Origin of the sequence: Bradyrhizobium sp. cf659, from assembly GCF_900113725.1 — a bacterium.
In the GTDB taxonomy this organism is placed as follows: domain Bacteria; phylum Pseudomonadota; class Alphaproteobacteria; order Rhizobiales; family Xanthobacteraceae; genus Bradyrhizobium.
Window position 1 is genome coordinate 185,860 of sequence record NZ_FOQJ01000011.1, and the last position, 12,878, is coordinate 198,737.

The 12,878-nt window shown below is 64.1% G+C and carries 12 protein-coding genes; 6 read left to right on the plus strand and 6 right to left on the minus strand.

The genetic code is table 11. The annotated features are described in order from the left end of the window. Positions 1 to 16: 16 nt before the first annotated feature. The 3 genes from BM118_RS32600 to BM118_RS32610 all read right to left on the minus strand — a co-directional run bounded on the left by BM118_RS32600 (position 17) and on the right by BM118_RS32610 (position 2,831). Positions 17 to 475: a RidA family protein gene (locus tag BM118_RS32600; protein WP_092191160.1), complete on the minus strand. Its 459-nt coding sequence runs from the start codon at positions 473 to 475 to the stop codon at positions 17 to 19. A gap of 22 nt (positions 476 to 497) precedes the next feature. Next, complete coding sequence (locus tag BM118_RS32605; RefSeq protein ID WP_092190994.1) at positions 498 to 2,189, minus strand: benzoate-CoA ligase family protein; 1,692 nt, start codon at positions 2,187 to 2,189, stop codon at positions 498 to 500. Positions 2,190 to 2,339: 150 nt separating this feature from the next. After that, the gene (locus BM118_RS32610; protein ID WP_092190996.1) at positions 2,340 to 2,831 is read right to left on the minus strand and encodes a MarR family winged helix-turn-helix transcriptional regulator; all 492 of its coding nucleotides are present in this window, start codon (positions 2,829 to 2,831) and stop codon (positions 2,340 to 2,342) included. A gap of 277 nt (positions 2,832 to 3,108) precedes the next feature. Between BM118_RS32610 and BM118_RS32615 the strand changes: the two genes are divergently transcribed. Together BM118_RS32615 and BM118_RS32620 are read left to right on the plus strand one after the other, a co-directional pair. Beyond that, the gene (locus tag BM118_RS32615) at positions 3,109 to 4,281 is read left to right on the plus strand and encodes an ABC transporter substrate-binding protein (protein WP_092190998.1); all 1,173 of its coding nucleotides are present in this window, start codon (positions 3,109 to 3,111) and stop codon (positions 4,279 to 4,281) included. 27 nt (positions 4,282 to 4,308) lie between these two features. Beyond that, positions 4,309 to 4,764, plus strand: coding sequence for a cupin domain-containing protein (locus tag BM118_RS32620; RefSeq protein ID WP_080136282.1), 456 nt, complete (start codon positions 4,309 to 4,311; stop codon positions 4,762 to 4,764). A gap of 96 nt (positions 4,765 to 4,860) precedes the next feature. On the opposite strand, the gene BM118_RS32625 is transcribed toward BM118_RS32620, so the two are convergent. From BM118_RS32625 to BM118_RS32635, 3 genes are all read right to left on the minus strand, one after another. Then, positions 4,861 to 6,111 (minus strand): flavin-dependent oxidoreductase, encoded by a 1,251-nt coding sequence (locus BM118_RS32625; protein WP_092191000.1) that lies wholly within the window; start codon positions 6,109 to 6,111, stop codon positions 4,861 to 4,863. A 187-nt stretch (positions 6,112 to 6,298) separates the two neighbouring features. Beyond that, on the minus strand, positions 6,299 to 7,135 hold the full coding sequence (locus BM118_RS32630; protein ID WP_092191002.1) for an enoyl-CoA hydratase family protein: 837 nt from the start codon (positions 7,133 to 7,135) through the stop codon (positions 6,299 to 6,301). 43 nt (positions 7,136 to 7,178) lie between these two features. Beyond that, positions 7,179 to 7,940, minus strand: coding sequence for an SDR family NAD(P)-dependent oxidoreductase (locus tag BM118_RS32635; protein ID WP_092191004.1), 762 nt, complete (start codon positions 7,938 to 7,940; stop codon positions 7,179 to 7,181). 196 nt (positions 7,941 to 8,136) lie between these two features. Between BM118_RS32635 and BM118_RS32640 the strand changes: the two genes are divergently transcribed. Genes BM118_RS32640 through BM118_RS32655 form a run of 4 tightly spaced genes read left to right on the plus strand, consistent with a single transcriptional unit; the run spans position 8,137 to position 12,875 of the window. Beyond that, entirely contained in the window at positions 8,137 to 8,955 is an 819-nt protein-coding gene (locus BM118_RS32640; protein WP_092191006.1) for an alpha/beta fold hydrolase, read from the plus strand. Between the two features lie 7 nt (positions 8,956 to 8,962). Next, positions 8,963 to 10,252, plus strand: a complete 1,290-nt coding sequence (locus BM118_RS32645) for an acyl-CoA dehydrogenase family protein (protein WP_092191008.1) — start codon at positions 8,963 to 8,965, stop codon at positions 10,250 to 10,252. Positions 10,253 to 10,254: 2 nt separating this feature from the next. Continuing rightward, the gene (locus BM118_RS32650; protein ID WP_092191010.1) at positions 10,255 to 11,790 is read left to right on the plus strand and encodes a class I adenylate-forming enzyme family protein; all 1,536 of its coding nucleotides are present in this window, start codon (positions 10,255 to 10,257) and stop codon (positions 11,788 to 11,790) included. Continuing rightward, entirely contained in the window at positions 11,787 to 12,875 is a 1,089-nt protein-coding gene (locus tag BM118_RS32655; RefSeq protein ID WP_092191012.1) for an NAD/NADP-dependent octopine/nopaline dehydrogenase family protein, read from the plus strand. The genes BM118_RS32650 and BM118_RS32655 overlap by 4 nt, the downstream gene beginning before the upstream one ends. Positions 12,876 to 12,878 lie beyond the last annotated feature (3 nt).

A 12,878-nucleotide genomic window follows, 5' to 3' on the forward strand; every position in this document is an offset into this window, starting at 1 on the left:
AAGGAGCAAAGGCGGTTCAGCGGGGAATGACGGCGGTGGCCTCGATCTCGACGCGCGCCGCCTTCTCGACGAGCCGCACCACCTGAAGCAGCGCCATGGCCGGATAGTGCGCACCGAAGATGGCACGGTAGACCTTGCCGAGCTCCTTCAGGTTCGCGAGGTACTCGTCCATGTCGACGACGTACCAGGTCAGGCGCACGAGGTGCTCAGGGCGTGCGCCGGCTTCGGCCAGGATCGCGGCAATGTTGCTCAGGGTCTGCTGGACCTGCGCGACAAAGCCGTCCGCGAGGCGCTCTTCGGCATCCCAGCCGATCACGCCGCCGGTGACGACGATCCGCCCTTCAGCCGCGATGCCGTTGGCGTAGCCTTTCGGCACCGGCCAGCCGGACGGCTGGAGGATCTGCGCCACCGAACGCGTGTCATTCTCATCGGCGGTCGAGAGCACCGCGAGCTGCGGGCCTTTCGGCGTTGTCACGGACAAATTCTCCGTCCTTCTCTCATTCTGCCGCAACGCCCGACGACGTCGCCGCAGCCTGAGCCAGTTGCCGCAGGGCAAAACGCTTCAACTTGCCGGTCTCGGTCTTCGGCAACTGCGTCACGAACTCGATCGCGCGCGGGTATTTGTACGGCGCGATCTCGCGTTTGACATATTCCTGCAACTCGGCCGCAAGTTGGGCATCCGCCGTGACGCCGGGCGCGGCAATGATATAAGCCTTCACGATCATTCCGCGCGCCTCGTCCGGTGCACCAACCACGCCGCACTCGACGACGGAGGGATGCGTCAGCAGCGCCGCCTCGACATCGGTGCCTGCGATGTTGTAGCCGGCCGACACGATCATGTCGTCGGAGCGCGACTGGTACCAGAAATAGCCGTCGCTATCCATCAGATAGGTGTCGCCGGTGATGTTCCAGCCGTCGTGGACGTATTTGCGCTGCCGCTCGTCCGCGAGATAGCGGCAGCCAGTCGGGCCTCGAACTGCGAGACGACCCATCGTGCCCGGTGGGACGTCGTTGCCGGCGTCGTCGACGATCTTCGCCTCATAGCCCGGCACCGGCTTGCCGGTCGCGCCCGGGCGGATCTCGTCCTCGGTGGCGCTGATGAAGATGTGCAGCATCTCGGTCGAACCGATGCCGTCCATCAGCTTGATGCCGGTCGCCTTGAGCCAGGCATCGAATGTCGGCCTGGGCAACGTCTCGCCGGCGGAGACGCACTTGCGAAGCGAGGAAATGTCTCGGCCCGGAAGCTTGCCGATCATGGCGCGATACGCGGTCGGCGCGGTGAAACAGACCGTGGTCTTGTACTGCTCGATCGCCGTCAGGATGTCGTCCGGCGTCGTCTTCTCCAGCACGACGAAGGAGGCGCCGATATGCATCGGGAACAGCACGCCGCCGAAGCCGAACGTGAAGGCGAGCGGTGCGGAGCCGACGAAACGATCCTTCTGCTCGGCACGCAGGATGTTGCGCGCGTATCCGTCGCAGACGGCCAGCATGTCGCGGTGGAAATGCATGGTGCCCTTGGGATCGCCGGTCGTGCCCGACGTGAAGGCGATCAGGCAGATGTCATCGGAGGCGGTATCGACAGCCTTGAACTCCGGGCTTGCGTCGGCGATCAGCGCCTCGAGTGAGTCGGCCGCACCGTTGCCCCAATAGACGGCTTGCTTGAGACCGGGCGCTGCGGCTTTCGCCTTCTCCATCTCGTCGGCGAGCTTTCCGTCGCAGAGCGCCAGCGTGATCTCCGCCTTCTGGATCGGATAGGACAGCTCCTTGGCGCGCAGCAGCGGCATCGTCGCGACGCAAATCCCCCCGGCCTTGATCACCGCAAGATAGGTTGCGACCATCATCGGATTGTTGGCAGAGCGCAGCAGCACGCGCCCGCCGGTCACGAGACCAAGCTTGCCGACCAGCACGTTGGCGATACGGTTCACCAGCGCTTGCAGCTCGCGATAGGTATAGCTGACGGCAGGGCTGATGACGCAAGGCGCGTCGCCATGGCCCTCTTCGATCCAGCGATCGAGGAAATAGCTGACGCAGTTCAATCGCGGTGGGTAGTGCAGCTCCGGCCGCGTGAAGATGAATTCGGGCCAGAGTTCGCGCGGCGGCAGATGTTGCCATGCGAACGTATCGACATGGGCCGTCGCAACATTGCCGTCAGACGAACCCGACATTTGAACCTTGGCGGCGTTGGCCATCGCACGCTCCTTTGCGCATGGAAAGCACCCGGCAGCACTAACTGGGAAACATTTTAGGCTTAAAACAATTTGGCGCAATAGCGGATTTTGGGCATCCCATGCATTTTCCTGCGGCAAAGTGGGATTGGCGGGCGCATCGGCCCGCGGGACCTACGCCCGGCGGCGACCGGCCGACCTCTGCGCCGACGCCTTGGTCTTGGCGAGGAGCCGCATCAGCTCGCGCACATCCTTCGGCGTCAGGTCGGCGAAGAGATCGGCGATCCAGGTCTCGTGCTCCGCCGCCATCCGGCGAAACTCGGCGCGCCCGAGCTTCGTCAGGCGGATCACCTGGACACGGCGGTCGGTCTCCGACGTGCGCCGGTCGAGATGGCCGGATTCCACCAGACGCTCGACGAGGCCGGTGACGTTGCCGTTGGAGACCATCATGCGCTTGGAGACATCGGACAGCGTCATGCCGTCAGGCGCCTTGTCGAGCTGTGCCATCAGATCGAAACGGGGCAGCGTGACGTCGAACCGCTGCCGCAGGCGGCCGCGGACCTCGCCCTCGATCAGGGTCGTGCAGGTGAGCAAACGCAACCACAGCCGAAGCTCTTCGGCGTGGTCCTCCGGCGTCTCGACGGCCTTGGTCTCGGAATCAAGCATCTGATGCAGTCATTGACGGCAGGCATTGGCGCCGGCACGGATTCCCCAACGTTTTGAGCTTCAAATAAATTGAAGCCGGCCGCAAGTCCAAAGCTGCAGCAATCGACCGCACGTCGTTTTCTTTAGGCTTCAAATAATTGGCGCGCCGCTTGCATGCTCGCTGCCGCGCGGGATGGCGGCGTCTTGAGCTTTGCTTGCCGCCGCAGCCATCATCGGCATAAGCTTGGATTGGAGTACGCGGCTTGCAGCGCAGGCCCCGATGTCACGAGGGAAGATCATGAAGACGCAATTGACCTTGGCCGCAGCCCTGCTGCTCGGCACCGCGACGAGCCCCGCCCTCGCCCAGGAGAAGATCAAGCTCGGCGTGATCGTGACCCTGTCGGGACCCGCCGCCGCGCTCGGCCAGCAGGTTCGCGACGGCTTTGCGCTCGGGGTAAAGGATCTCGGCAGCAAGATGGGCGGCCGCGATGTCGAGGTCGTGGTGGTCGACGACGAACTCAAGCCGGACGCAGCGGTGACCAAGGTCAAGGGCCTTCTGGAACGCGACAAGGTCGACTTCGTGGTCGGGCCGATCTTCTCCAACATTCTCCAGGCGATCCACCGGCCCGTGACGGAATCGAAGGTGTTCCTGATCAGCCCCAATGCCGGCCCGTCGACTTTTGCCGGCAAGGACTGCAACCCGTTCTTCTATGTGACCTCGTATCAGAATGACCAGGTCCACGAGATCCTCGGCAAGGTCGCGCAGGATCGCGGCTACAAGCGCATGTACCTGATGGTGCCGAACTATCAGGCCGGCAAGGACTCGGCCGCCGGCTTCAAGCTCGACTACAAGGGCGAGATCGTCGAGGAATCCTACATGCCGCTGAACACGCTGGACTTCCAGCCGGAGCTTTCCAAGATTTCCTCGCAGAAGCCCGATGCGCTGTTCACGTTCATGCCGGGCGGTCTCGGGGTCAATCTCGTGAAGCAGTACAGGCAGGCCGGCCTCGCCGACAGCATTCCAGTGCTCTCGGCTTTCACGGTGGATGAATCGACCTTGCCGGCGCAGCAGGACGCGGCCGTCGGCATGTTCGGCGGTGCGAACTGGGCGCCCAATCTCGACAATCCCCAGAACAAGAAGTTCGTCGCTTCCTATGAGGCCGCCTACAACGGCGTGCCCGGCACCTACGCCTTCCAGGCCTATGACGCCGCGATGCTGATCGACAGCGCCATCAAGGCGGTGAAGGGCGACCTCTCGAACAAGGATGCCGTCGCCGCCGCACTGAAGAAGGCCGACTTCACCTCGCTGCGCGGCGCCTTTAAATTCAACACCAACGGCTACCCGATCCAGGATTTCTACCTCACCAAGGTCGCCAAGCGTCCGGACGGCAAGTTCCAGACCGAGATCGTCCAGAAGGTCTTTGAGAATTACGGCGACCGCTATGCCAAGGACTGCAAGGCGGCAAACTAAGCCGCATCGCGCTACGGGAGGACTGCAATGAAGAGCGAAATCACCGGCATCACGCGGGCCAATGAGGGCATCCAGGGCATTTCCTGGAACATCCTCGGCCAGACCTATGTGCCGAAGAGCTACGCCGAGAACAGCTTCTCCTGGCACGCAACGCTGCCGCCGGGCACGTTCGTGCCGCCGCACATTCATCCCGACCAGGATGAGTATCTCTACATGCTGGAGGGCAAGCTCGATTTCATGCTCGGCAATTCGGAAGCACAGGCGACCGCGGGCGACCTGATCCGCCTCGGCATGGGCGTGCCGCACGGCATCTTCAACAAGTCGGAGCAGACCGCAAAAGTGCTGTTCTGGGTCTCACCGAGCCGCAAGCTGTTCGACCTGTTCTGGGGCCTTCACAACATGAAGGAGCAGAAGCCGGAGGACGTGGTGGCGATGGCCGCCGAGTTCAACATCCACTTCCTGCCGCCGCCTCCCGGCGGCTAGCGGCATGCCCCCGGAAAAGCGCGAGGCGTTTTTCCGGAAGGGTCATGCTCAATCAAAAAACCAAAGGGCGATGATGGTTCATCGCCCTTTTGCGCGTCAGGCGCGCACCGCTGCGAGCCCGGGCACCGCAGCGAAGCCGGCCTTGGTGGCATAGCCGCGCACGATCGCCTCGCGCTGGGAATAGCTCAGGACGTTGTCGACATTGTCGAATCCGTCGGGGGCAAGCTGCTCGACGGCGTCGATGACCCCTTCGGGGCCGCCGCGCCGGTTGGAGCGAACGATATCGGCGGTCATCGGCAGGCGCTTCTTCTCATATTCGACCAGCGCCTGACGCGGATGCTCGGCGCGAACAAGCGCATCGGCAAGGCAGCGCGCGTCGAGGATCGCCTGCGAGGCGCCGTTCGAGCCGACCGGATACATGGGATGCGCGGCATCGCCGAGCAGCGTGACGCGTCCCGATGACCAATAGGGCAAGGGATCGCGGTCGCAGGTCGGATATTCGTAGAACTCGGGCGTTGCCGAGATCAGGCTTTTCACATCGATATAGGGCACCGAGAAGCGCGCCACATGCGGCATCAGCTCCTCGCGCCGGCCCGGACGCGACCAGTCCTCTTTCCGCGGCGGCGGGGCGTTGCCCTCGCCGACCTTCACCAGCACCGCCCAGTTTGTGAGACGGCTCGCGGGGCTTGAGCCTTCCGCGATCGGGTAGATCACGACCTTGGCGTTGAGCCCACCGGCCACGATCATGGATTTGCCGGTGAGGAACAGCGGCCAGTCGCGCGCGCCGCGCCACAGCATCAAACCGTTCCAGCACGGCGGTCCTTCGTTCGGGAACAGCATGTCGCGCACGCGCGAATGAATGCCATCTGCACCGATCAGGATATCGCCGCGCGCCGTGTGGATGTGTGCCCCGGCACGATCGAAGAAGTAAGCCGTAACGCCGCCTTCGTCCTGCGTGAACGCACCAAGACGGCAGCCGGTGTGGATTGCGGCCGCCCCGAGCCGCTCCTCGACGGCGCGATGAATGACGCCCTGAAGTCGGCCACGGTGGATCGAGAATTGCGGCACGTCGTGACCCGCGTCGATGCCGCGGGCTTCGCGCCAGACCTCCTGACCATGGCGGTTGAGGTAGTAGAGCTGATCGGTGCGGATCGCGACGTCGTCAAGCTTTTGCAACAGACCAAGGCCGGCCAGCTCACGCATGGCGTGCGGCAGCGTGTTGATGCCGACACCAAGCTCGCGAATGGTGTCGGCCTGCTCGAAAACCTCGCAAGCGATGCCGCGCGAGCGCAGCATCAATGCCGTGGTGAGACCTCCGATTCCGCCGCCAACGATAATCGCCTTCATCGCCCTTACTCCACTCGAAATACGCCAGGCAATGGGGTTAACGTCGCATGGGCGATCACCCCGCCGCAAGCGGCTTTGTCGCCTTCGCCTTGAGCTCGGCCGGGGTCTTGGGCTTAGCCTTAATTCTCGGCTCGCAATTTCGCGCAAGTCCTCATTGCTGGCCTCGCCACGGGTAAACGCAACTGCCTCAGTCGCCCCTGAAGACCGGCTTGACCTTGTTGGCGAAGGCCTGGAAGGCACGCTCGAAATCCGCTGTGGTCATGCACAGGGCCTGAGCAACGGCCTCCGCCTCGATCGCCTCCTCCACCGACATCGCCCATTCCATCGCCAGCATCCGCTTGGTCATGGTGTTGGCGAAGGTCGGCCCTTCGGCGATCTGCTTTGCCAGCAACTGCGCCTGGGGCAGGACCTGCTCTGGGGTGACGAGACGGCTGAAGAAGCCCCAGCGCTCGCCCTCCTCCGCGGTCATGAACCGGCCAGTATAGAGCAGCTCGGAGGCGCGGGACTGGCCGATGATCCGCGGCAGGATCGCACAGGCGCCCATGTCGCAGCCGGCCAGGCCCACCTTGTTGAACAGGAACGCCACCTTGGCCCCGCTCGCGGCAAGGCGCATATCCGACGCCATGGCGACAATCGCACCGGCGCCAGCGCAGATGCCCTCGACCGCGGCCACGATCGGCTGGGGGCACGCCCGCATCGCCTTGACGAGGTCTCCAGTCATGCGGGTAAAGGCAGTAAGTCCCTTGGTATCCATCTTCACCAGCGGGCCGATGATCTCGAACACATCGCCGCCGGATGAAAAGTTGCCGCCGGCGCCGGTGACAACGATTGTCTTGACCGCATCGTCGAACGCGCAGGCGCGGAAGAAATCAGTGAGCTCCCGGTAGCTCTCGAAGGTCAGCGGGTTCTTCCGCTCGGGACGATTGAGCGTCACCGTGGCGACGCCGTCGACCACGGCCAGCAGGAAGTGCTGCGGCGAATAATCCGCGAGCGGCAGGGTCACGGGATTGGCTGGTCTGCTCATGCGATCTCCTTAGCTTCCTTGTTCCGGGCCTGCGTCACGCACGCTAGATCTCACCACCGGCCACGGCAATCGCCTGCCCCGTGATCGCGCCGGCACCCTCGCCGCACAACCAAAGCACGGCGTCGGCCACCTCCTGAGGCGAGATCAGCCGCCCCTGCGGGTTGTGCTTGGCGAGCTCGGCGATCGCCTGCTCGCGGGTTCGCCCCGTTTTCTTCATGATGTTTTCGATGCTGCCGGCGACCAGATCAGTGTCCGTGAAGCCGGGACACACCGCATTCACGGTCACGTTGCTGCCGGCCATCTCGAGGGCGAGCGAACGCACAAGGCCGACCACGGCGTGCTTGGCGGCGACATATGCGCTGACATAGGCATAGCCCTTGAGCCCGGCCGTTGATGCGACCGCGACGATGCGGCCATAGGGGCGATCCTTCATCTCCGGCAGTACGGCGCGGACGGCGTGGACCACGCCCATGAAATTGACGTCCATCATGCGCGCAAACAGGGCACTGTCCGATTTGGAGAACGGCGCGGACTCCGCACTGCCGGCGTTGGCGATCAGAATGTCGATTGGCTGCCTCGCACTCACTTCCGCGATGGAGGCTTTCAATGACGCTTCGTTTGACACGTCGGCCACTGCTGCAAAATGCGCCGCTCCCGCGCCGACCGCTTCGTCCAGAGTTGCAGCATTTCGGCCAAGCACCGTCACGGTAGCGCCGGCGCCGACGAGGGATGCTGCAATCGCGCGGCCGATTCCACGGCCACCACCGGTGACCAGTGCGTGCGGCGAGTGCGGCAATCCGGACATGCGCTGGCTCCTTGGGTTCTGCTGATCGTCTCTCCGATATATTTTAACCTTCAAGTTTTTGCAACGACAGCGCCGGTCGACATCGCGAAAGCCGATATGCGAAAGACCGGCCCGAAAATTGCTTTAAGTATAAAATTATCTCTTCCCATCGCCGATGAGCCTGTTAGCATCGCCGGGCCGAGCAAAGGGATGTCGCGTGTCGCAGCCTGCGCCAATGATAACAAAGGACGGACGCTTCGCCTATGAAGCCGCCGGCGATCCGGGCGCGATACCCCTGATTTTCCTGCATGGTATTGGCGGCGCGGCGCGCGCCTGGCGGCACCAGCTTGCCACATTCGGCAACCGCTTCCGCGCGATCGCATGGGACATGCCGGGCTATGGCGGATCGGCGCCGCTTGCCAGCGTCAGCATCGCTGCCCTGGCCGATGCGCTCCAGCAATTCATCGAGCAGCTCGGCGCAGCAAGACCCATTCTGGTCGGACATTCAATCGGTGGCATGATTGTCCAGAAATGGCTGGTGCAATCGCCGAAACTGGCGCGCGCGGTCGTGCTGGCGCAGACCAGCCCGGCATTCGGCAAGGCCGACGGCGACTGGCAGAAATCGTTCATCGCAGCACGGCTCGGGCCACTCGACCGCGGTGAAACGATGAAGTCGCTGGCGCCGTCGCTGGTGAAAGAGCTGGTCGGCGACGATCCCGATCCAGAGGGAATGGAACTTGCGTGTGACTGCATGGGAAGCGTGCCCGAAGCGAGCTATCGCGCCATGATGCTGGCCTTGATCGGGTTCGACCAGCGCAGCACCCTCAAGGATATTTCCGTACCGGCGCTGCTGCTGTCCGGCTCCAAGGACAACAACGCGCCAGCGCCGATGATGGCGAAGACGGCGACCTACATCCCCTCGGCTCAATATGTCGAGCTGGCCGGCGTCGGCCATCTCGCGAACCTTGAACGTCCCGACGCCTTTGGTGAGGCTCTCGGCAAGTTCCTGGACTCCGTCGTTGCAAAACACAGGTGACTGCGCAATGACCATGCAAGTCAGCAAGACGATCGGCGCGAGTGACAAGGTCGAGCTGGATGCACCGATCTTCGATCCCGTCGCGTTCCGCCTGAGCGACGAACAGGCCGGCATCATCGCGCGCGCCCGCGAGATCGGCCAAAGCGTGTTCGCCGGGCGTGCGGCGACCTACGATCGCGAGGCGATCTTTCCGACCGAGAATTATCGCGACCTGTATCGCGTCGGCCTGCTCGGCATCGCCGTCCCCAAGAAGCATGGCGGACTCGGCGCGAACTACCAGACTTATGCGTTGGCCGCGGCCGAGATCGGCCGCTATTGCGGCGCGACCGCGCTGACCTGGAACATGCATGTCTGCTCCACCCTGTGGTCGGGCCCCCTCGCGGACGACCTCGACATGGACGCGGAGACCCGCGCCGAGCACGAGCGGCGGCGCGCGGTCCACTACAAGCGCATCGTCGAAGAGGGCGCGATCTACTCGCAGCCCTTCTCCGAAGGCGGTGCGGCGGCCGCGGGCGGCGTCGCCTTCGGCACGCAGGCAAAGCCCGTGAACGGCGGCTGGATCGTCACCGGCAAGAAGATCTTTGCATCGCTGTCCGGTCACGCCGACTATTACGGCGTGCTCTGCACCGAAATCGAGGAAGGCGGGAAGGCCTCACGCCGTAACACGCTCTATCTCGCGATTCCCGCGACGTCGCAGGGCGTCTCCGTCGTCGGCGATTGGGATCCGCTCGGCATGCGCGGGACGGTTTCGCGGACGCTGCTGTTCAAGGACGTGTTCGTCCCGGAGGATTCCGCGCTGATGCCGCGTGGCGTCTATTTCCAGGCCGCGATGCGCTGGCCGCACATGTTCCTGACGCTGTCGCCGACCTATATGGGCCTCGCGCAAGCGGCCTATGATTTCACCGTGCGTTATTTGCGCGGCGAGGTGCCGGGCATGCCGCCGGTCAAGCGGCGGATGTACCCGACCAAGCAGATCGCGGTCGCGCAGATGCAGATCAAGCTCGAGCAGATCAAGTCGATCTGGTTCCAGTCCGTCACAGAGGCGCGCGCCAATCCGAGCAAGGAGCAGGTGCTGCGCGCCTATGCCGCACAATATTCCGTGATGGAGGGGGCCAATGAGCTCGCCGCACTCGCGATCCGCACCTGCGGCGGCCAGGCGATGCTTCGCTCGCTCCCGTTGGAGCGGATCTATCGCGACAGCCGCTGCGGCTCGCTGATGCTGCCCTGGACCGCCGAGCTTTGCCTCGACCGTATCGGGCGCGAGGCGCTGTATGAGGCCGGCGAAACGGACGACTGACGGTGGACCTCTGTAGTCTGATCGACCGCAATGCGGCGTTCGCGCCAGACAAGACAGCCATTGCCTTCGAGGGGGAGCGGCTGAGCTACGCGGCATTTGCCGCGCGTATCGAGCAGACCGCCACGGCCCTGAAGCAGGAGCTCGGCGTCGGTCGGGGCGACCGCGTTGCGATCCTCAGCCTGAACCGGCCGGACTATCTGGTTCTGCTTTATGCCTGCGCGCGGCTTGGGGCGATGCTGGTGCCCTTGAACTGGCGGCTGGCCGTCGCCGAACAGCTCTTCATTCTCACCGACGCGGGCGCCAAGGTGCTGGTGCTCGAACAGGCGTTTGAGGGAGTTCTGTCCGAGCTTGTGCGGATAGCGCCGGGGACATCCGTTGTTGGCCTCGACTTTGCGCCGCCGCGCGGCACGACTTTCGAAAGCCTGCTGGCGCATAGCGATGGCACCAGCCGAAATCCGCACACCGACCTCTCCTGCCCGCTGCTCATCGTCTACACGTCAGGCACCACCGGCCGACCGAAAGGCGCGGTGCTGCGCCAGGAAGCGCTGTTCTGGAACGGCGTCATGAGCCAGCACATGCACAACATGACGTCCGACGATCACGTGCTGACGGTGCTGCCCTTCTTCCACGTCGGCGGTCTCAATATCCAGACCACGCCGGCGCTCCAGCTTGGCGCGACCGTCACGATCCACGCCCGCTTCACGCCGGATACGGCGCTCGCAACGATCGCACACGATCGACCTACGCTGACGGTGATGGTGCCGGCGATCATTCAGGCCGTAAGCGAACATCCCGCCTGGACCACGACCGATCTCTCATCGCTCAAGGCCCTGGCCACCGGTTCGACCATCGTACCGCCGCACCTGATCGATCGCTTTGTCGCGCGCGGTGTACCGGTGCTTCAGGTCTATGGTTCGACGGAAACCTGCCCCATCGCGGTCTATACGCGGCTTGGCGGCGATCTCTCGCGCGCGGGATCAACCGGACTTGCGGGCCTGTGCTGCGAAGCGCAGGTGATTGATCAGGCCGGCCGGCAGGTGCCAGCGGGCACACCAGGGGAGATCGCGGTGCGCGGCCCCAACGTGTTCTTCGAATATTGGGGTAATGCGGACGCCACGCACGATGCGCTGCAGGATGGCTGGTATCGCACCGGCGACATCGGCCTGTGCGACGCTGACGGCTATTTCTGGATCCGCGACCGCAAGAAGAACTTGATCATTTCCGGCGGGGAGAATGTCTACCCGGCCGAAGTCGAGCGCGTCCTGCTGGAACACCCCGATGTCAGCGAATGCGCCGTGATCGGCAGGCCGGACCCGCGCTGGGACGAGGTACCGATCGCTTATGTGATCCGGCGATCTGGCTGTCGGCTCGAAGCGGACGAACTGAGGGCGCATCTCCAGGCGCAGCTTGCGCGCTTCAAGGTTCCGCGCGACATCGTCTTCGTCACCGACCTGCCGCGTACGGCGCTGGGCAAGGTCCAGCATTTCCTGCTGAAGCAGCTTGATGCGCAGTCGCGCGCACGAGGAGAGGCATCTTGAAGATAGCAGTTCTGGGTGGGGGAAACGGCTCTTTCGCGGCCGCAGGCGATTTTGCGCTGTCGGGACATGAGGTCCGGCTCTGGCGACGCGACGCGGATCAGGTCGCCGCGCATCGCGCCGACGGCTCGCGCATCCTGGTGAAGGACCATAACGGCCGCCACGACATGAAGCTGGCACTGGTGACGACCGACATCGCCGAAGCCGTGAACGGTGTCGAACTGATCTTGTGCCCCGCCCCCGCCTTCGCGCAGCCGGATATCGCGCGTCTGCTTGCTCCGCACCTGCGGGACGGCCAAGTCGTGTTTCTGCCGCCCGCGACATTCGGCTCGATGATCTTCGCGAAGGCCGCGCAGGACGCCGGCAACCAGGCCAAGGCGAGCTTTGCCGAAACCGGAACGCTGCCCTGGCTCACCCGCAAGCACGGGCCGTTCGAGGTCGCGATCACGATCCGCGCGAAGCGGCTACCGGTCGGCGTCTTTCCGCTCGACCGGGCGCCACAGGCACTCGAAGTGATCGGACGCGCCTTCCCCGACGCAATCGAACCCTGCGGAGATGCACTGTCCGGCGCGCTGATGAATGCCGGTCCCATCATCCATCCGCCGCTGATCGCGATGAACGCCGGCCCGATCGAACATTTCGAGCGATGGGACATCCACAAGGAAGGAACGCAAGCCTCAATCCGCCGGGTGACCGACGCGCTCGACGCCGAGCGGATCGCGGTACGCGAGGCGCTCGGCTACGGTGCCCCGCATTTCCCGCTCGCTCACCACTACGCGAAGGAGGGCGAAATCTGGATGTACGGGCGCGGCTCGCATGACCGGCTGACGGACTCCGGCGACTGGCGCGAGCGCATCGTGCTGACCGAGCACCGCTACATGCGCGAGGATTTGCGGCTTGGGCTGTCGCTTCTGGTGTCCGTCGCCGGCGTTGCGGGCGTGGCTACACCGCTGGCCAGGGCTTTTCTCGCCATCGGCGGCGCGATCTGCGGTGAGGATTTTGCCCAAGGCGGCCGAACGCTCGATACGCTTGATCTTGGCAGCCTCAGCAAGGCCGAATTGCAGACGCTGCTTCGCAATGGATTCTGATCG

Coding starts and splice junctions, on each gene's coding strand:
- BM118_RS32610 (WP_092190996.1), bottom strand. CDS start 2,831: ATGCTTGATTCCGAGACCAAGGCCGTCGAGACGCCGGAGGACCACGCC.
- BM118_RS32605 (WP_092190994.1), bottom strand. CDS start 2,189: ATGGCCAACGCCGCCAAGGTTCAAATGTCGGGTTCGTCTGACGGCAAT.
- BM118_RS32615 (WP_092190998.1), top strand. CDS start 3,109: ATGAAGACGCAATTGACCTTGGCCGCAGCCCTGCTGCTCGGCACCGCG.
- BM118_RS32625 (WP_092191000.1), bottom strand. CDS start 6,111: ATGAAGGCGATTATCGTTGGCGGCGGAATCGGAGGTCTCACCACGGCA.
- BM118_RS32620 (WP_080136282.1), top strand. CDS start 4,309: ATGAAGAGCGAAATCACCGGCATCACGCGGGCCAATGAGGGCATCCAG.
- BM118_RS32645 (WP_092191008.1), top strand. CDS start 8,963: ATGACCATGCAAGTCAGCAAGACGATCGGCGCGAGTGACAAGGTCGAG.
- BM118_RS32630 (WP_092191002.1), bottom strand. CDS start 7,135: ATGAGCAGACCAGCCAATCCCGTGACCCTGCCGCTCGCGGATTATTCG.
- BM118_RS32635 (WP_092191004.1), bottom strand. CDS start 7,940: ATGTCCGGATTGCCGCACTCGCCGCACGCACTGGTCACCGGTGGTGGC.